This window comes from Streptomyces sp. NPDC004610 (assembly GCF_040609715.1).
Taxonomy (GTDB): Bacteria; Actinomycetota; Actinomycetes; order Streptomycetales; family Streptomycetaceae; genus Streptomyces.
The window spans coordinates 315,158-334,225 of record NZ_JBEXLA010000002.1; the positions used below are offsets into that span (position 1 = coordinate 315,158).

Consider the following 19,068-nt stretch of genomic DNA (forward strand, 5'->3'; position numbering starts at 1 on the left):
CGGTAGTGCCCTCCCTGCCGGTCCCCAGGACCTGTCGTGCCGGATCGTGCTACGCGGCTCAGCAGGTGTCAACGGCACCTCCCGGCAGCCGCGGTGCCCCGCGCACCGCGACCGCACCGGAGTCACTCCTCGTCGCGCAGCCGCGCCGCCAGCGACCTCAGGGCTTCGGTCTCCTCGGTGTGGCCCTGGGTGGTGAGGTGGGTCAGGGCGCGGTCGACGCGGGTCAGGGCGGGGGCGGGGCGTTCCAGGTAGATGCCTTCCACCGCCGCCGCCATGCGGACGCACTCCGCCCACTCCCCCGGGTCGTCCCCGGGGCCCGGTTCGCCCAGCAGGGCGAGCGCCTTCTCCAGGGCCGTGAGGGAGTCCTCGTAGGCACCGGCGTAGGCGTTGACCCGGCCGTGCTCATAGGCGAGGGCGGCGTCCAGGGGGCGGCCCTGGGGTTCGTGGGCGGCCTCGCGGGCCTCGTCGGCCACCCGGGCGGCGTCGGCGAGCAGGGCGAGGGCATCGGGGAGGGCGTCGGCGCCCTGGTGCTGGGCCTGGAGCCGGGCCAGTTCGCGCAGGGTGCTGCTGAGCTGCTCGTAGCGGGGGGACTTGGCGTGCGCGGCCAGCGCCTGCCGCACCGCGTCCCGGGCGCGGTCGAAGTCACCGGACTCGGCGAGGAGGACGGCCGTCTCCGCGGCGATCATGGCATGGCTGCCCGGGTCGTCGTCCCAGGTCGCGGACTCGGCGGCGAGGGCGACGCACTCCGCCGTGGCGGCCTTCAGATCCTGCCCCGCGTGCAGCGCGCGGGCGCGGGTCAGCCGGAGCTGGGCGAGGAGCCGGTCGTCGAGCGCGCCGGAGGCGGCGTCGGGTTCGGTGAGGAGGGAGTCGAGCAGCGCGATGCAGTCCTCGACCCGTCCGAGGTCCAGACTGAGCTGGGCCGCGTTGCTGTAGGTGCAGAACGCGTCGGTACGGCTGCCCCGGCGCAGATCCAGTTCGGCGGAGCGGGTGAGGTGGCGCAGGGCCTCCTCGGGGCGGCCCAGGCGCATCGCGGCCTCGGCGGCGTCGCCGTGCAGGCGGGCGGTGTCGACGCTGTCGGCGGGCCAGGCGGCGGCCAGCCGCAGCGCCTCGGTCAGCCCGGCGTGGGCGGCCTCCGCGTCGCCCAGGCCGAGCTGGAACCGGGCGCGCAGCCCGAGGGTGCGGGGCAGATGCCAGGCGGGGCCGTCCGCGCGGAGCCGGTCCAGCAGGGCGTCGATTCCGGTGATCGCGGCCGGCAGATCGCCGGTGAGGGCGTGGACGGTGGCCCGTTGCAGTTCGGCGCCGGAGATCTGGCTGGTGATGCCGTGCCGGACGGCGAAGGTGTGCAGCCGCTCGACCTCGGCGAGGAGCGGCTCGACCGGGCCCTCGCCGCCGGTCGACTGGAGGCGCAGGCCCAGCAGGGTCGCCCGCAGCCGCAGGATCCGCGCCTCCTGGTAGGGGGCGAGGCCGGTCGCGCTCTCGTGCAGCCGGACCATGGCGGTGTGGGCGCCGGTCAGCCGGTCCGCCCTCGTCGCCGGCTCCTCGGGGCCCTCGGCGTCGGACGCGGCGGCGGCGAACAGGGCGCAGACGCGGGCCAGTGCCGCCTGCCCCGGCTCCCCCGCGTCCTCGTACAGGGCGGCGGCCTCCTCGTGCAGTTCGGCGGCCTCGGGGTAGTCGTGCCGGTCCATGGCGTGGCCCGCCTCGTCGGCCAGCAGATCGGCGCGGAGCAGCACCAGGGGGCCCGCGGCCGGGTCGGCGGGGTGGGTGTAGTCGCGGGCCGTGGCCAGGGTGCGCAGCCGCTGCCAGCAGCCGGCGGCGTCCGGGTGGGCCTCCGCCTCCAGCTTCCGGGCCCGCGCGATGAGGTCCGGGAGTGACTCCGGTACCTCGGGGGCTCCCCGGGGGGCCTCGGCGGGGGCCGGGGTGATGTCGTCCAGGGTGCGGGGGCGCAGGGTCAGTTCCAGGGCGTCCAGCAGCGGGGCCCGTTCCAGGCGGGCACGGCGGCGGTCGGCGTGGACCGTGGTGCCGTTGCGGGTGTCGAAGCGGGCGGCGAGGTCGTCGGCGCGGCCCTGGACGTCGGCGCGCAGTCCGGCGACCGTCCAGGTGCGGCCCGTGTGCCCGGCGGCGGGCAGCTCACCGTGGCCGAGGGCCTCGACCCGCCGGAGGAGGACCTCCACTCCGGTGAGGAAGGCGAGCTGCTCCAGCGGGGAGTCGACCTCGGCGAACAGATTGCGGTTCTCGGCGAGCAGTTCCAGACCCCGGGCCTCGTTGCCGGTCAGGGCGCAGAACTCCAGGTGGCGGCCCACCTCGGCGGCCGTGGAGGGGTTGCGGCGGCAGCCCCGGTAGCCGGCCAGGTGGAGTTCGCGGGCGCGGTCGGCGTGCCCGGCGCGCAGCAGCGGCAGCAGGGCGTGGGAGATGGAGCGGGCGGGCTCCTCCTGGCAGGACTCCTGCCCCGCGAGCACGGGCTCCCAGGCGCGCAGCGCGCCCTCGTCGTCGCCCGCGACCAGCCGGTACAGGGCGCGTTCGCAGGTCTCGCACGCCTCGCAGTCACTGAGCCCGGTGCGGGTGCGCCCGGCCCACAGTTCATAGGCGAGGGCGGTGTCCTCGCCCGCGTGGGCGGCGAGCTGGTACGCCTGGCCGTAGTAGGGCTGGAGCCCCAGGTCCGCCTTCCGGTAGCGGTCGCGCATCTCGGTGAGCCACTGGCGCAGGGTGGTCAGCGGTATCTCGGGCAGCTGGCGCAGGGCGTGGGCGACCCATTTGAACCGCCAGAACAGCAGATGCCGGGTGCGCTCGTCGAAGACGTCCGGCTGCTCGTCGTAGAGGGTGAGCAGCCGGGCGAAGACGACGGGTGACTTCCGGGGTTCGGAGCCGTAGGTGTACGCCTCCTGGAGTTCGAGGAGCGCGTCCACTAGCACGGCGGGCTCGGCGAACTGCTCGGCGGCCTCGGCGAGTTCCTCGGCGGTGACGGTGCGGGTACGGCCGTAGGGGCGCCGGTCGTTGTCCTGGAGCGCCTGGTACAGCTCGTCGGTGGTCTGGGGTGGGGTCGGCATGGTCGGCAGTCCTTGGCTGTCCTCAGCCGTCCTTGCGGAGGGCGTGGGCGAGAAGTTCGAGGAAGGAGCGGTTGATGAGGCTCGACTCGGCGGGCCGCAGCGGGCGCCGGGACAGCATCGCGGCCTGCCCGTAGAGGGCTTCGGCGCTGGTGCGGGCCAGTTCGTGGGTGTCGATGGCGACGGCGGCGCGGACCAGGGGGTTGAGCTGGTTCAGGATGAGCTGGGCGCGCGGTGCCTCCTGGCGCAGTGCGCCGAGGATGTCACCCCATACGCCGCCCTGCTGTTCCCGGGCGAGCTGGGAGCGGGTGCGTTCGTGCCGGGCCTCGCGGTTGTCGAGGAGCAGGGCCGGGGCGGAGGCGGGCTGGAAGGTGCGCAGGGCGACATCGCAGTCGAAGACGGCGAGCGCCTCGCGGGCCTGTTCGAGATAGGCGGTGGCGGCGAGTTCCGTCTCCCGGTCGACCGGGTCGAGATGGGCGGTGAGGGTCGCCGGGTCCAGGTCGGCGACGGTGGCCTCGGGCCGGATCTCGGGCAGCCGGTGGACCAGGTCCCGGTCGTAGGTGTAACCGCCGTTGACGACGCCGAGTCCGGCGGCCGACGCGATGGCCGCGACCTGCCGGAACTCCTCCACGCTGGAGGTGACCAGCACGGTGCGGTGGGCGCGGGCGAACTCGTCCAGGGTGGTGTGGCCGTCGGTGGTCTCGAACGGCAGCCAGGGCAGCAGCATCCGCAGGATCTCGTCGTCGTGCACCGCGAGCGACTTGACCGCCAGATGGTGGGCCTGGAGGAAGCGGCCGAGCAGATCCGGGTCGCTGGCCGCGGTCCGGGAGATCCAGTCGCGCAGTGTCGCGGCGAGGGCGTCACGCACCGCGGCGAGGGTCTCGTCCTCGTACAGGGACTCGCGGGACGCCGTCGGCCGCAGGCTCTCGGCGTCGATGACACAGCGGACGAAGAACGCCCAGTCGGGCAGGATCTCCTCGGCCTGCTCGGACAGCAGCATGCCCTTCACATGGACCCGGTGGCCATGGCGGCGCCCGGCCGGTACCGCCTCCGGCAGGACACAGGCGATGCCCTTCAGCCCCACCGCCGGGAGGTCGAGTTCGACGGTGTCCAGCGGCCGGAACCCGAAGACCTGCTCCCCGTAGGCGGCCAGGGCCCGGGAGCGGGCGCCCGGGGTGGGGTGGGCGCGGGACCAGGGCGCGGGTTCGGGGTTGACGACGGAGGCGGGGCCGCTGCCGCCGTCGTCGAAGGTCACCGGGTGGCGCAGCAGGGAGCCGAAGTGCCGGGCCAGTGCGTGCACCTTGGCGGGTTTCGTCCACTCCCCCGTGTCCGCGCGCGGGGTGAGGGTGACGGTGGTGCCGGGGCGGGGCCGCGCCGAGGCGGGCAGGGTGCGCACGGAGTAACTGCCGTCGCCCCGGCCCCGCCATTCCACGGCGGGCGCGTCGGGGGTGCGGGCGGAGCGGCTGAGGACATGGATCTCGTCGGCGACGAGGAAGCAGGACAGCAGACCGATGCCGAACTGGCCGATGAAGTCGGCGCGTTGCTCGGCGAGCGCGCCCCAGCCCGGGACGGGCCCGGCCTGAGGGGTGGCCGTGGCCCGTTTGCTGCTGCGGCCGATGGTGGCGAGGAAGGTGTGGACATCGGCCTCGGTGAGTCCCACGCCGTCGTCCTCGACCCGGACGAGCGAGCCGTCCGCGGTCAGCCGGATGCCGAAGGTACCGGCGGGGGCGGCCGGTTCGAGGGTCTGCCGGGCGGTCAGCGCGTCCACCGCGTTCTGGAGGAGTTCGCGCAGATAGACCCGGGGGCTGGAGTAGAGGTGGTGGGAGAGGAGGTCGACCAGGCCGCGCAGGTCCACCTGGAACGTGCGGTCGGCGCCGGGCGGCGGGGTGGCGGCGGTGTCGGGCAGAGTCATCGGGCAGTCCGGGGTGGGAGGGCGGGGTGGGTGAGGGGGCGCCGGTGCCGGGCCCGGCGGCGGGGATGGGCGTACGCCTTCTCCGCGCCGGTGTCAGGCGGTGCGGCGGAAGCGGGTGTACGCCTTCTCGGGATCCGCCATGTACTTCCAGGGCCACTCGGTGTAGGCGCCGCCCAGTTCATGGAAGACGCGCGGGCACACCGCGCTCTCCGAGGCCAGCGACAGGGCCATGGCGAAGATGTTGAAGTCGTGCTGCCAGCCCGGGGTCCGCCGGTGGTCGGGGTGGAGGATGCTGCGCCGGGCCGCGTCCCGCAGTTCCCGCTGGATCTCGGGGGTGTCCAGGCAGTTCTGCTCGTCCGACTCCACCCAGTCCTCGATGTGGGCCATGGCGATCAGACAGCCGAGGCGGTCCCCGTCCGGCGCCGCCGCGAACACCTCTCGGGCGTAGGCCAGGGCCTCGCCGGGCTCCCCGCCCCACCGGGGCTGCAACTGGGAGACCCGCTCGACATGGATCTCCAGATCCAGCGGGGCGCGGCGCAGGGCGGCGGCGAGCCGGGTCTCCTGGATCGCGGGGCCCACCGACATCCCGCGGCCCGAGGTGAGGAGCTGACGCCAGGGGGTGACCCAGTCGGGCCGCAACTCGGCGGCCTCCAGCAGGTGTTCCTCGGCGATGCGCAGCCGCTCGTAGAAGGTCTTCCACTGCTCCTGGGTGACATGGTTCGCGCGGGCGCCGGTGCGGGCCTCCCAGCCCCAGGTGACATGGCGGAGGCCGGAGATCAGCAGGGCTGTGGCCCGGTGCTCCGCGTCCCGTCGGATGGGCCGGCCGATCCACTCCTCCAGGCCCTCGACATCGCAGAGTTCGCCCAGGACACGGTGGTCGCGGCCGAGGTCGAAGGGCGCGGCTGCCTCCTTGATGCCCTCCCAGTCACCCTCCTCGGCGGCCTGAACCAGCGCGAGCACCCGGGTGTCGCCGAGGGCGCGCACCGGGTACATCCCGCTCCGGCGGATCCTGGGGACGGGCAGGGCGTACGGATCCGCCTCGGGTCCGGCCCCGTCTCTCCCGAACAACTTGCCCAACACGCCCTGTCCCTCCCCTGGAACCGCTTGATCGTCCGCGCAGCATAGACGGTGGCGGGGACACTCCCGCCACGGGATATCGAGGAATGCGGGCGGGCCGACGGACCTGGCGCGCGCTGTGCAACCTTTGGTGTCCCCCACAGGTCAAAGCTGTCATGGTCACTTCCGGCGTACCCGCCCAGATCCTGCCCGGACGGGGTGTCACCGCGGCGCTCGACACCGACGGCATCCGGCTCACCCGGCGCAGACAACTGCTGCACATCCCCTTCGCCGCCGTCGGGGGCGTCGGCACCGACGGCCCGCAGACCGTCGTGATCACCCTCACCGACGGTGTCACCCATCGCGTGGAGGGCGGAAATCCCAGTGCCACGGCCGCGTTCGTGACCGCGCTGGCCGCCGCGCAGCCCGAGCGGCCCGACCCGAGGGGCAGTGCGCTCACCCGCACCACCACCCTGCCCCGGGAGACGGGGCAGCGGCTGGTGCGCGTCCTGCTGTGGGCGGTGCCCCTCGGGTACCTCGGGTACGCGGGCTGGGTGGGCGCCACCCATGGCTCCCGGGTCCTCGGGGTGATCATCGGGGTGTTCCCGCTGGTCATGGGGTTGGCGATGGCCGGCACAGCCGTGCACGACGTGGTGCGCCGGACGATTCTGCGGGGGCGCGGGATCGTCGTACCGGCCTACTCGGTGGGCCGGGTCAGCAAGAAGACGACGCGTTATGTCTACACGGATGTCGAGGGCCGTGAGCACGAGTACCGGAGCCGGCTGAACGCCTCCGCGATCGAGGTGGCCTACGATCCCCGCCACCCCGATCGGGCCGCCTCGCAGGTCGCCCTGGTGGCGCTGCTGGGCAAGCTGGTGATCCTCACGCTGGGCGGGCTGTTCCTGCTGGGGCTGGGGGCAGTGATGGTGTTCGGGGTGCTGGTGGAGTGAGGGTGGGTGCGGGGTGGGGCCCTGTCCGGTCGCGGTGGCCCTGGCGCCGTTCGAGGATTAGATTGGTTGTGGGAATACAAATAAATCAGGAAAGTAACTAGTAATTCCCGGTAACGACCAATAGCTACCCGATACTCCCAACCCCCCACTGGAAGTGATCTTCATGGGGATGAGCGAGGTCCCCGCCGCGGTACCGGCCGCCCGTCGGAGGGCGGGCCGGGAGCCGGGTCCCCGGTACCGGTGGATCGCCCTCTCGAACACCACCCTCGGTGTGCTGATGGCCTCCATCAATATGTCGATCATGCTGATCGCCCTCCCGGACATCTTCCGGGGCATCGGCGTCGATCCGCTGGAGCCGGGGAACACCGGGCTGCTGCTCTGGCTGATCATGAGCTATCTCGTGGTGACCGCCGTACTGGTGGTCACCTTCGGACGGCTCGGTGACATGTACGGCCGCACCCGGATGTACAACGCGGGATTCGCCGTCTTCACCCTCTTCTCCGTTCTGCTCTCGGTGACCTGGATGCACGGCACGGCCGGGGCGCTCTGGCTGATCGCGATGCGGGTCTTCCAGGGGGTCGGCGGGGCCATGCTGATGGCGAACTCCAGCGCCATCCTCACCGACGCCTTCCCGGCGGAGCGGCGCGGGCTGGCGCTGGGGCTGAACCAGGTCGCCGCCATCGCGGGGTCCTTCCTCGGACTGCTGCTCGGCGGGCTGCTGGGCCCGGTCGAATGGCGGCTGGTGTTCCTGGTGTCGGTACCGTTCGGGCTGTTCGGCACGGTGTGGGCGTATCTCAAGCTGACGGACCAGGGGGTCCGGGCGCCCGCCCAGTTGGACTGGTGGGGCAACGCCACCTTCGCGATCGGCCTGATCGCGGTCCTGGCCGGAATCACCTACGGGATCCAGCCGTACGGCGGCCATCCCATGGGCTGGACCAATCCGGCGGTGCTCGGGGCCATCGGCGGCGGCCTCGCCATGCTGGTGGTGTTCTGCGTGATCGAGACGAAGGTGGCCGCACCGCTGTTCCGGCTCGGTCTCTTCCGGATCCGGGCCTTCACGGCGGGCAATGTGGCCGGGCTGCTGGCCTCGCTCGGGCGGGGCGGGCTGATGTTCATCCTGATCATCTGGCTCCAGGGCATCTGGCTGCCCCGGCACGGCTACAGCTTCGCCGAGACCCCGCTCTGGGCCGGTATCTACATGCTGCCGCTGACCGTCGGCTTCCTGATCGCCGGACCGGTCTCCGGCTGGGCCTCGGACCGGTTCGGGGCGCGGCTCTTCGCCACCGGCGGGATGCTGCTCGCGGCGGCCACCTTCGGTGCGCTGGAGGTGCTGCCGGTCGACTTCTCCTACCCCTACTTCGCCGCGATCCTGCTGCTCAACGGGATCGGCATGGGGCTGTTCGCCGCGCCCAACCGGGCCGCCATCATGAACAGCCTGCCGCCGGACCAGCGCGGGGTCGGCGCGGGTATCAGCGCGACCTTCCAGAACTCGGCGATGGTGCTGTCCATCGGGGTGTTCTTCTCGCTGATGATCGCGGGGCTGGCGAGTTCCCTGCCGGGCGCGCTGCACCAGGGGCTGACCGCACAGGGGGTGCCCGCGGCCGACGCCGCCCGGGTGGCCGCGCTGCCGCCGGTCGGGGTGCTCTTCGCGTCGCTGCTGGGCTACAACCCGGTGCAGACCCTGCTCGGGAGTCAGGTCCTCGATCGGCTGCCGGGCGGGAACGCCGCGTTTCTGTCGGGGCGGGAGTTCTTCCCGCAGCTGATCTCGGCGCCGTTCCGTGACGGGCTGTCGGTGGCGTTCGCCTTCGCCATCGCCGCCTGCGTGATCGCCGCGCTGGCCTCGCTGCTGCGGGGCGGCAAGTATGTGTACGAGGACGGGGGCGGGGCCGGGGGCGGCCGGACCTTGACCGGGGCGGACGGTGACAGTGACGGTGGGCGTGCCGTGACCGGAGCCGGGGAGCGGGGCCCCGCCGGACAGGTCACCGGCACCGGGACCGGCACCGGCACCGACATCAGCAGCGGGACCAGGATCCGGAAGCAGGTTGCGACCGGGAAGGTCACCGGCACCGGAGAGCCTGCGCCCGCCGGGGGCGGTGACGGCTCGTCGCCGTCCGTGGTGGGCCGGGTCCGGGTCGCGCCGCCGGGTGAGGAGTCGCGTGATGACCGCCCCCGATGAGCCCGCCCGCACCCCCGGTGACGAGGAACTGGCCGGGCGGCTGCGGATCGCGATCCAGTATCTGGGGCCGCTGCTGCGGGGCGGGCAGCGCACCCACCCCGGTCTCACCCCCAGCCGGCTCGCCGCGCTCAGTGTGATCGACGAGGTGAGCCCCGTACGGATCGGTGAGCTGGCCGCGCGGATGGGGATCACGGTGTCCACGGCGTCGCGGATGGTGGAGTTGCTGGTGGCGGCCGGGTGGGTCGGGCGCAGCCCGGACCCGAAGGACCAGCGGGCGAGTCTGCTGTCGCTGAGCGACGAGGGGCGGTCGGTGCTGCGGGCGGCGCGGACGGAGATCACCGGGGCGCTGGCGCAGGAGATCGCCCTGCTGGACGAGGGGCCGCGCGGGTTGCTGCGGGAGGCGCTGCCCGCGCTGGAGGCGCTCGCCCAGCAGGCCCGGTGCCGGCGTCCTCCGGCGGGTCGCGGCTGAGCGGTCCGGGTCAGTGCGCGATCTCGGCGAGGTGCGGCACCACCCGGGTCAGGCGCAGGACGCCGCCCACGATCAGGGCGACGCCGAGGGCCTCCGGCAGGAGCCACCAGCCGGTGCGGACGCTCTCGTCGAAGAGGAAGACGCCCAGCAGCAGGCTGACGGCGGCGTCGCCGATGGTCAGGGCGGGCTGGGAAGCGGCGAGGGGTCCGGCCTGGAGGGCGTTCTCCAGCAGGAGGAGGGCGGCGATGCCGGTGAGGGCGAAGCCGTAGGTCTGCCAGGTGGTGAGGAAGGCGGTGAGTCCGGCGTCGGCGAAGCGGCCGGTGGCGGATTTCATCAGGGCGGCGGTCACGGCGTTGCCGATGGCGGCGGCGCTCGCGAGGACGGCGGCCCGCAGCAGCGGGGAGGACGTGGAGCGGACCAGCAGGACGGCGGCCGTGATCGCGCCCAGGGTGAGCAGCAGCACCGGGATCCAGCGGGCCATCGGCGCCTGCTGGCGGGTGCCCTCGGGGGCGGCGGCGGCGAGCAGCAGGGTCAGCCCGGCGACCATGGCGCCGACCGCCCACCAGCCCTCCCGGTTCAGTCGGCGGTGCAGCAGGGGGATGGCGATCAGCAGGGCGAAGGGCAGTTCCAGGATGAACAGCGGCTGGACCAGCGCCATGGGCCCGTTGAGCAGGGCCAGTGCCTGGAAGAGGGCCGCCCCGGTGACCGCCAGGATGCCGATGCCCCAGGCCGGGCGGCGCGCGAGGGCGCGGAGCAGGCCGAGGCCGCCGCCCTTGGAGACGGTGGCGGCGGCCTTGCGCTGGAAGGCGGTGCCCACCGCGTTGCTCAGGGCGCCGAGCACGGCGAAGAGCACGGCCAGCGGCATCATGGGTCCACCATGCCCCGCCGCCGCGCCCCACGCCCCGGGGTGCTACTGCTTCAGTGCCTCCCGCATCCGCCGGATGCGCAGGGCGAGCTGGATCTCCAGGGCGCGGTCGGCCTGCTGCCAGGTGGGGCCGAGCATCTCCGTGATCCGCTCCAGCCGGCGTTCGACGGTGTTGCGGTGGACGTGCAGCATCCGGGCCGCGTAGGTGGGTGAGCCGCCCATGGCGTAGTACGCCTCCAGGGTCGGGATCAGGCCCGTCCGGCGTTCGGAGTCGTAGTCGATGACGGGGCCGAGGACGGAGCGGACGAAGCCCTCGGTGTCGCGTTCGTCGGAGAGGAGCAGGCCGAGGAAGCCCATGTCACGGGCGGAGCCGGCGCTTCCGGTGGCGCCGAGGACACCCATGGCGTCCAGGCAGCGGCGGGCCTCCAGATAGATGTCCCGGACGGTGTCCAGCCCGCGGGTGGGTCCGGCGGCGGCGACGGTCACCTCACCGCCGGCCAGCGGGACCAGGTCCTCGTGGACGGTCTTGGCGGCCTGGCTGGCGTTCTCGCCGGGGAGGATGAGGACGGTGGTGTCCTCGAAGGTGGCGGAGAGTCCGCCGACCCGGCGGGAGTACTGGGCGGCCCAGAAACCCTGGACGTCCCGGTCGGCCTCGCGGGCGACCACGACGACATGGGGCAGGCTGAGGTTGATGCCGAGGTTGTGGGCGCGGTTGCCGAGGCGGCCGACCGCGCGGCCGTCGCTGCTGATGAGGTCGGTGAGGAGTTCGTTGCGCTGGGCGGTGAGGACGGTGGCCTTGGCGTCGAACACCATCAGCATCACCCCGGCGGCCTGGGCCATCAGGGAGAGCTGGCGGCGGCGGAAACCGTCGAGGGGCCGCTCGGGGTGCAGGACGAGGGTGCCGAGGGGTTCGTCGCCCGCGAACAGGGGGACGGCCCAGCCGCCCTCGTCCAGCAGCCGGGTCTCGCGGGAGGTCCAGGCCTCGGTGATGGCGGCGCTGTCGTCGTACGCCTCGGGCATCTCGCCCGCGCGGGCGACGACCCGGCCGTCATGGGTGTAGATGCGCAGGGCCCCGGCGAGGTCTCCGGCGATCTCGGTGGTGAAGGCGGTGAGGTCCATGCCGCTGAGCAGCCGGCCCATCATCCGGTCCTGCATGGTGGTGAGGTCGGTCAGTTCGCGCATGGCGCGTTCGGCGCGGGCGGTGAACTGCTCGGTGACGGCGAAGTCGGCGACGATCCGCTCGTGTTCACGCAGCCGGTCGTACATGGCCATGGCGAGTTCACCGAGCGAGTTGGCGAGGGAGACCTCGTCGACGGTGAGGTGGCGGGTGGTGCGGTGGGCGGCGTAGAGCACCCCGACGATGCGGTGTTTGCGGCTGAGGGGCACCGCGAGCATGGTGGTGACGGCCTCCTGGCGCAGAAACGCGTCGGTGGTCTCGTCGGGGTTGAAGGCGGGGTCGGCGAGGCTGTCGAGGGTCCAGACGGGGGCGCAGTCGGGCAGGGCGCTGGAGGCGAGCCGGGCCGCGGCGGGCAGCCGGAGCCCGACGAGCGCGCTGGAGATGTTTCCGTCGACGCTGCGGACGGCGGCGGAGGTGCCGCCCTCGTCGAAGAGGGCGACGAAGGCCAGGTCGACCATGAGCAGTTGCCGGGTGCGCGCGGTGAGCACGTCCAGGAGGGCGCCGAGGTCGTCGGCGAGCATCAGATCGCGGGCGGACTCGGCGAGGGTCTTCAGACCGAGTTCGCGCCGCTCGGCCTGCCGGAACCGGGCGTGCACCCGGGCCGCGAGGCGCTCGGCGCCTCTGAGTCTGCGTAACCGCTCCGTGCCCGCGCCCGCCGACTGCGCGGCGGAGACCAGTCCCTCCACCGCTTCCTCCGGTGCCGCGTCCGCCAGCAGTTCGAGTACGGCCAGTGCGTCCGCGTTCGAGTCGTCCGTCATCGCCGCCATGAAGAGCTCCGTCCCCCGTGGTCCCGGCCCGCTCTTGTCCCAGGAGTGCGCGGTGACCACCCACCTGGGTCACCACCCGCGGGAGCCAGGTCCCACCCGCCAGGAGCCCTCATGGTTCTTCACCACGGCACATATCCATACGATCTTGCTTGAACTTTACATGATTTTTGGACATGCGGCAGACGGACAGTACCCGGGAAACGGAGAAAGAAATCGCGTCAGCTCCTCCTTGTTTCGGATAGCAACCGGTCGGTTGTCAGGGACAGTTGACGTTCCATCAGACTGTGGAGCACGGGGTGGGCGGAGGCATCGCCCGCCAGCACGCCGCCGAGCAGGGTGCGGGCGTCGGCCGCCGGGACCCGCCGGGCGCCGGTGCGGCGGGAGTGGTCGGATCGAGCCAGGGACACGGCCCCCTCGGTGGCGGGCCGGAGGTCACCGAAACTGGCCAGCTCCCCATCGAGCGGCCCCAGCCGGGTGGACGGGTCCGGTGCGGCGGCGCAGTCGCCGACGGCCCGAAAGCGTGGGTCGGCGGTGCGGGTCGGCGGTGCGGCGGTGGGCGTCTGCGAGGAAGCGGCTGCGCGGGCCTGCGGCCAGGGCGGAGAGGGCGACCGATTCGGGGGCGAGTTCCGTGCCGTCGTCGAGAACGCCGTCGTCGGTCTGGAGGGGCATCAGGCGCGGGGCGAGTTCCACCGGGTGCGGGCGCGTCCCGAGGGCGCGCAGGGCTCCGGCGGCCTCCAGGCCGGGCAGTCCGCCGCCCAACACGACGCCGGGCCGCCCGGGAACGGCGGCGGCCCGGATCGCGTCGAGGTCGCGCAGGGTGCGGTAAGTGGGGCAGGGGGTGCGGCCCGTCGGACCGGCAGGGCGTGGTCGTGGAGCCGGGCGAGGGCGGCCACCGTGTGCGCCGGGCCGAGGAGCGGAGCCGGTCCCGGGTGGTGAGCAGGGCGGGGGTGCCGTCGGGGCCTTGCAGGGCGGCGTACTGGAGGGCGTAGTAGGGGCAGTGGGTGGGCGTGCGGTCAGACACGGGTGGTCTGCCGGGGGGCGGGGGCCGTCCGGTCCGCCGGGCGGGGTGGGCGCCTGAGGTAGACGGCCCAGGTGAGGAGCATGCACAGGGCGTAGTAGCCGAGGAAGGACCACAGGGCGGGGGCGAGGGAGCCGCCGGCCGCGCGGAAGGCGAGGTTGATGGCGACCCCGCCGAGCGCGCCGACCGCACCGGCGATGGCGATGACCGCGCCGGAGAGCCGCCGCGCCCTGGCCAGCGCACGGGCGGCGTCCTGACCGTCGGTCACCTCGCGCTCGGCGCGCAGCGCGAACACGGCCGGGATCATCGTGTACGTCGATCCGTTGCCGAGGCCGCTGAGCACGAACAGGGCGGTGAAGGCGGCGACGAACCCGGCGAAGGACCCGCCGCCCGCCGACGCGGCGAGCAGCCCGCCGGTACCGGCGGCCATCGCGAGGAAGGTCCACAGGGTGACCCGGGCGCCGCCGAACCGGTCGGCGAGCCGGCCGCCGACGGGACGGGCGAAGGAGCCGAGGAGCGGTCCGAGGAAGGTGAAGGTGGCCGCTTCGAGGGGGGTGGCCCCGAACTGGTGCTGGAGGACCAGGCCGAAGGCGAAGCCGTAGCCGATGAAGGAGCCGAAGGTGCCGATGTAGAGCAGGGCGATCCACCAGGTGTCGGGGCTGGTGAGGGCCTCGCGCTGGGCGCCGGGGGCGCCGCGTACGGCGTCGACGTTGTCCATCTTCCAGGCGGCCAGGACTCCGGCCAGCGCGATGAGCGGCAGATAGACGGCGATGACATAACTGGGGTGGGTGTCGCCCGCGGTGGCGATGACCAGCAGGCCGACGAGCTGGATCACGGCGACGCCGAGGTTGCCGCCGCCCGCGTTGAGGCCGAGGGCCCAGCCCTGCCGCCGCCGGGGGAAGAAGGTGGTGATGTTGGTCATGGAGGAGGCGAAGTTCCCGCCGCCGGTCCCGGCGGTGGCACCGGCGAGCAGGAACAGCCACAGGGGGGCGCCGGGGTGGTGGACGGCGTAGAGGGCGAGGGTGGTGGGGACGAGCAGGACCAGGGAGGCGAAGACGGTCCAGTCGCGTCCGCCGAAGCGGGTCACGGCGTGGCTGTAGGGCAGCCGGAGCGCCGCGCCGACCAGGGTCGGCACGGCGATCAGGAGGAACTTCTCCCCGGCGGTGAAGGTGAATCCGTTCTCGGGGGTGAGGAAGAGGACCAGCACGGACCACAGGGACCAGATGGAGAAGCCGATGTGCTCGGAGAGGACGGACAGGGTGAGATTGCGGCGGGCGATCCGGGCGTTGCCGCGTTCCCATGCCTGGGTGTCCTCGGGGTCCCAGTCCTCGATCCAGTGGGACGGGCGGCGGCGGCTCATGTCGCCGCCGCCCGAGGGTGGCGGGTGGTCATGCGGGGGTGCCTTCGCCGGGGCCGTGCGCGGGGGCCCCGGGGCTGTCCCGCGTACCGGCGTCGGCGCTGTTCCGCGTACCGGCCTCGGTGGCCGTGTCGGTGGCCGTGTCGGTCGTCGTTTCGGTGGCGGGGCCCGCGGCGAGGCGGCGGGCCAGTTCCAGGCGCTTGATCTTGGTGGTGGCGGTCTGCGGCAGATCCTCAAGGCGCCACTGCACGGGCTCGGCCATCGGCGGCAGCCCGGCGACGGCGGACTGCCAGCCGACCCGGTCGAGCGGCTTGTCGTCCCGGGTGCACACCACCGGCACGGGGCGGCCGTCGGCGCCGGGGATGATGATGACCTCGACCAGGTCCTCGACCCGGGCGAACAGCCGATCCTCGATCTCCAGGGTGGATTCCACGCCGGGTATCTCGTCCACCTCGCGGTCCAGCAGATGCAGACAGCCCCACTTGGTGCGGTAGCCGATGTCACCCATCCGCCACCAGCCGTCATTGACCTGCTGCTGCCAGCGCGGGTGCTCACCGAGATAGGTGACGATCCGTCCGTCGCTGCGCACCTCGATGTAGCCGGGTGAGGACTTGGTGGGCGGCTTGCCGTCGCGGCTGACCACCCGGACGTCGGTCATCCCGTAGAAGGGCGAGCCGACGCAGCGGCCGTCGGCGTCGGCGCCGCGCTTGACGGAGTAGGTGCGCCCGGCGATCGGGCCGACCTCGCTCTGCCCGTACATCTGGCAGAAGAAGCGGGACCTGCGGCGGGAGGCGCCGAGCATCTTGTGGACGGTGCGCGGGTGGATGGCGTCGAAGGTGGAGCTGAAGCACTTGACGTGGGCGAGCGGGCCGCGCGGGTCGCCGGCCAGTACCTCCCAGCGCAGGAAGGTGTTGGGGTGGGCCTCGATCAGTCCGGGCGGCACCTGCGAGAACAGCTCGGCGACGGACTCGGGTTCGTCGTCCTTGAGGATGATCAGGGGGTGGCCCTGGAGGATCGCGATGGGCATCGCGGTGAACATCCGGGAGTGCACGAAGGAGACATGCACGGCGACGGGTTCGGCGCGGCCGATGGCGCGGGCGACGGTGGCCTGGGGGCGGTAGCGGGCCTGGAAGGTGTGGCCGGTGTGCACCGCGAGTTTGGGGGTTCCGGTGGTGCCAGAGGTGTGGGTGATCAGGGTGGGGTGGTCGGGGGCCATGGTGACCGCCTCGACCCGCTTGACCCCGGCGTAGCTGGCCAGCGGGGTGGCCCGGGGGTGGTCGCCGGAGGCCAGCAGGACCTGCTCGCTGAGCGCGAACACCTCCTCGGGGAGTTCGCCGTCGAGCTTGGCCTGATCGGTGATCAGATGCGGCCGGTCGACCCGGCGCAGCAGTTCGGCGACGGTGGCGCCGTCCAGCTTGGCCGACAGCAGCACGGGCACGGCGCCGATGCGCACCACCGAGCAGGCGAGCAGGGTGATGTCGAAGCCGTCGCTCTTGTGGACGACGACCCGTTCGCCGGGGCGGACCCGTGCCGCCCACAGCCGGGAGGCGAAGTCGTCCACCAGGGACGCCACCTCGGACAGGGTGGAGCGGCGGGCGAAGTCCGGGGCGATGTCGAGATCGTGGTCGAGGACCACCAGACTCGCCGGGTTCTTCGCCGCCGCCCGCTCGAACAGCGTGCCCAGCCGTATTCCCTTGTTGCCTATGCGCTGCAGAAGCATGTGCCCACCTTTTCGCGCCGCTGACCGAGGACCGGACTCAGTGCTTTTCGATGACGTCCTTGATGCGCTTGAGCGTCACATCGAGGTCGGATTCCAGTTTGGCGGTCCATTCCTTGATGAATTTCACCCGCTCGGCCTCGTCGAGGTCCGCGACAATCTTGCGGATTCCGGCGGTCGCCTTGCCCATACGGAAGTGGTGGACGAGCCGGCTGCCGCCGCCGTCGGCCGCCATGTCGAAGCCCCAGACCGACTCCTGCTCCTCCTGGGCGTGCGAGAGCATCATCCAGCGGAAGGTGCTGCCGGGCCGGGCCGCGACCACCCTGGCCTCGGTGTGCCAGGTGCCGCGGATGAGGGGCGCCCAGGCCACGACCTCCTCGCTGCGCAGATTCTCGCCGCGGAACACGGCGCCGACGGTGGCGGGTTCGCCGGAGATCCATTCACCGCCGAGGCATTCCGGGCTCCATTCGGAGCTGCGGGTCAGATCGCTCACCACCGCGTAGACCTCCTGCGGGGTGGCGTCGACATGAATTCCGGCACCGAGTTCGAAAAGCGGAGAGTTGTCGACGATCGACCCACTCGATTCATGTGATTCGCTCATGGCGAAAATCCTGCTGTGCGCCGGGGGCCGGGTCAAGGAATGGCCTCAGGGTCCGTCAGGTCCCTTGGGGCGCTTTGATTTCCGGCGTGGCGTGCAGGACGATCTTTCCGCGCACCTGGCCGGATTCGAGCAGCCGGTGTGCCTCGGCGGCCCGGTCGAGGGGCATCGGGACGATCGCGGGCGGGCGCAGGGAGCCGTCGGCGAGGAGCCGGTTCAGTCCGGCGGCGGTGTCGGCGAGTTCGGTGACGGTGGCCTGGGAGATGGCGAAGCCGGTGACCGTGCGGTCGTTGAGGTAGAGCGCCCCGGCGGGCAGGACGGGCCGGGTGCCCATCCCGGCGAGGACCACGATCCGGCCGCGCCGGGCGAGCAGGTCCAGCGCGGTCTCCAGATCGTTGGCGCCGGAGGTGTCGAGGAACAGGTCGGCGCCGCCCGGACAGGCGTCCCGCAGCCGGGCGGTGACATCGGGGGCGCGGTAGTCGATGACCCGTTCGGCGCCGAGGGCCCGGCAGCGCTCGGTGTCCCGGGCGCTCGCGGTGACCACGACCCGGGCTCCGGCCCGCGCGGCCATCAGGGTGAGGGCGCTGCCGACGTTGCCGCCGCCGCCCAGCACGATCACGCTCTCCCCGGCGCGCACCCGGCCATGGGTGAACAGCGCGAGATGGGCGGTGGCCGCCGGGTGGGCCACCGCGACGGCGGCGGCGGGGTCGACGCCGGGCGGGAGATGGTAGAGCCGGTCGGCCGGTACGACGACCTGCTCGGCCGCGGCTCCCGAACGCCCGGCGTGGCCCATGCTGTTGCACCAGACGCGGTCCCCGACCCGGAAGCCGACGGCTCCCGGCGAGGTCTCGGCGACGGTACCGGCCAGATCGCGGCCGATGACGAAGGGCAGCGGCACGGGGGTGCGCCAGGCGCCGGAGCGGACGAAGGTGTCGACATGGTTGACGGCGGCGACCTCGACCTCGACCAGGACATCGGTCGGGCCGGGCCGCGGTGCGGGCAGTTCGCCCCAGCGGATCGTGTCGGGGGAACCGAACTCTTCGATGTACGCAGCGAACATGGCCTCGGATTCTGGCAAGCGGATGGGGGGCGCGTCTGCCACCGGCGGGGTGATGTGTCAGGTCCGGACGGGTGGGACGAGGGACCGCCGTGGGGCTACCCTGCGGTCATGGACATGATCTTCTCGGACATCGTGCCCGCCGATCCCCGGATGGAGTCCGACGTCGCTCCCCTCGTCCGGGTGCTGCGCCCCGGGCTGAGCGCGGTGGCGTTCCGGGAGTTCATGGCCGAGGCCCAGGGACAGGGGCTGGTGGTCACCGCCGTGCACGGTCCGGACGGCGGCTGTCTGGGGGTCGCCACCCATCGGGTGCTGGCGACCAGCCGGGGCCGGGTGCTGTTCGTGGACGACCTGGTGACCGCCCCGGAGGCGCGCGGGCGGGGTGTCGGCGGGCGGCTGCCGGCGGAGTTGGAGCGGCGCGGCACCGCCGCCCGCTGCGAGCGGGTCGAGCTGGATTCGGGGGTCACCAACCATGGCGCCCACCGCTTCTACCACGCCGGCGGCCTCGCCATCACGGCCCTGCACTTCTCCCGCCCCCTGCCCTCCCCGGTCCCGGCCCCGAGAAGCCCACGCCGGGCGTGAGCCATCGCCGGGCGGGGCGGCCGGCTGTGTCGTGGGGGGAAGTCCGGCGTCAGGCGGGCGCAGCTGGTGTGGTGGGGACACGTCCGGCGTCGGACGGGCCCACCCGGTGCCGTCGGGACAAGTCCGGCGTCGGACGGGCCCACCCGGTGCCGTGGCGACGAATCCGCCGCCGGACGGGCGCACCCGGTGCCGCAGGGACGAACCCACCACCGGAAACACCCACCCGCGCCGCGGGGACGAACGCACCCCTGAAGCACCAGCCCGGCCGCGGGGACAAACCCACGACCGGACGGACCAGCCCGCGCCACGAGGACGAACCCACCCCG

Annotated in this window: 15 protein-coding genes; 4 read left to right on the forward strand and 11 right to left on the reverse strand. The window is 73.0% G+C overall.

The features are described from left to right. Positions 1-122: 122 nt before the first annotated feature. From ABZX40_RS03445 to ABZX40_RS03455, 3 genes are all read right to left on the reverse strand, one after another. A complete protein-coding gene (locus ABZX40_RS03445; protein ID WP_355731376.1) occupies positions 123-3,044 on the reverse strand; it encodes a hypothetical protein in 2,922 nt (973 codons plus the stop codon). 22 nt (positions 3,045-3,066) lie between these two features. Beyond that, positions 3,067-4,953, reverse strand: a complete 1,887-nt coding sequence (locus ABZX40_RS03450) for an HSP90 family protein (RefSeq protein WP_355731374.1) — start codon at positions 4,951-4,953, stop codon at positions 3,067-3,069. 93 nt (positions 4,954-5,046) lie between these two features. Continuing rightward, positions 5,047-6,033 carry a hypothetical protein gene (locus ABZX40_RS03455; RefSeq protein ID WP_355731372.1) on the reverse strand — a complete coding sequence of 329 codons (987 nt, stop codon included), beginning with the start codon at positions 6,031-6,033 and terminating at the stop codon, positions 5,047-5,049. Between the two features lie 152 nt (positions 6,034-6,185). Here ABZX40_RS03455 and ABZX40_RS03460 point away from each other — a divergent pair, with 152 nt between their 5' ends. The 3 genes from ABZX40_RS03460 (at position 6,186) to ABZX40_RS03470 (ending at position 9,604) form a co-directional block, all read left to right on the forward strand. After that, the gene (locus tag ABZX40_RS03460; RefSeq protein ID WP_355731370.1) at positions 6,186-6,959 is read left to right on the forward strand and encodes a DUF3592 domain-containing protein; all 774 of its coding nucleotides are present in this window, start codon (positions 6,186-6,188) and stop codon (positions 6,957-6,959) included. Positions 6,960-7,128: 169 nt separating this feature from the next. Further along, on the forward strand, positions 7,129-9,135 hold the full coding sequence (locus ABZX40_RS03465; protein ID WP_355731368.1) for an MFS transporter: 2,007 nt from the start codon (positions 7,129-7,131) through the stop codon (positions 9,133-9,135). Then, a complete protein-coding gene (locus ABZX40_RS03470) occupies positions 9,119-9,604 on the forward strand; it encodes a MarR family transcriptional regulator (RefSeq protein ID WP_355731366.1) in 486 nt (161 codons plus the stop codon). The genes ABZX40_RS03465 and ABZX40_RS03470 overlap by 17 nt, the downstream gene beginning before the upstream one ends. 10 nt (positions 9,605-9,614) lie before the next feature. Here the strand turns inward: ABZX40_RS03470 and ABZX40_RS03475 are convergent, their stop codons facing one another. From ABZX40_RS03475 to ABZX40_RS03510, 8 genes are all read right to left on the reverse strand, one after another. Further along, positions 9,615-10,472, reverse strand: coding sequence for a DMT family transporter (locus ABZX40_RS03475; RefSeq protein ID WP_355731364.1), 858 nt, complete (start codon positions 10,470-10,472; stop codon positions 9,615-9,617). 42 nt (positions 10,473-10,514) lie between these two features. Next, on the reverse strand, positions 10,515-12,413 hold the full coding sequence (locus ABZX40_RS03480; protein ID WP_355731362.1) for a helix-turn-helix domain-containing protein: 1,899 nt from the start codon (positions 12,411-12,413) through the stop codon (positions 10,515-10,517). Between the two features lie 218 nt (positions 12,414-12,631). After that, positions 12,632-12,820 (reverse strand): hypothetical protein, encoded by a 189-nt coding sequence (locus ABZX40_RS03485; protein ID WP_355731360.1) that lies wholly within the window; start codon positions 12,818-12,820, stop codon positions 12,632-12,634. Positions 12,821-12,845: 25 nt separating this feature from the next. Beyond that, positions 12,846-13,175 carry a hypothetical protein gene (locus tag ABZX40_RS03490; protein WP_355731358.1) on the reverse strand — a complete coding sequence of 110 codons (330 nt, stop codon included), beginning with the start codon at positions 13,173-13,175 and terminating at the stop codon, positions 12,846-12,848. Positions 13,176-13,426: 251 nt separating this feature from the next. Continuing rightward, entirely contained in the window at positions 13,427-14,791 is a 1,365-nt protein-coding gene (locus ABZX40_RS03495) for a nitrate/nitrite transporter (protein ID WP_355731356.1), read from the reverse strand. 28 nt (positions 14,792-14,819) lie between these two features. Next, positions 14,820-16,508 (reverse strand): AMP-binding protein, encoded by a 1,689-nt coding sequence (locus ABZX40_RS03500; protein ID WP_355731355.1) that lies wholly within the window; start codon positions 16,506-16,508, stop codon positions 14,820-14,822. Positions 16,509-16,545: 37 nt separating this feature from the next. After that, positions 16,546-17,106 carry an SRPBCC family protein gene (locus ABZX40_RS03505; protein ID WP_355731353.1) on the reverse strand — a complete coding sequence of 187 codons (561 nt, stop codon included), beginning with the start codon at positions 17,104-17,106 and terminating at the stop codon, positions 16,546-16,548. A 55-nt stretch (positions 17,107-17,161) separates the two neighbouring features. Continuing rightward, a complete protein-coding gene (locus ABZX40_RS03510) occupies positions 17,162-18,163 on the reverse strand; it encodes an NADPH:quinone reductase (protein WP_355731351.1) in 1,002 nt (333 codons plus the stop codon). 108 nt (positions 18,164-18,271) lie between these two features. Here ABZX40_RS03510 and ABZX40_RS03515 point away from each other — a divergent pair, with 108 nt between their 5' ends. Further along, positions 18,272-18,742, forward strand: a complete 471-nt coding sequence (locus tag ABZX40_RS03515; RefSeq protein WP_355731349.1) for a GNAT family N-acetyltransferase — start codon at positions 18,272-18,274, stop codon at positions 18,740-18,742. Positions 18,743-19,068: the final 326 nt, after the last annotated feature.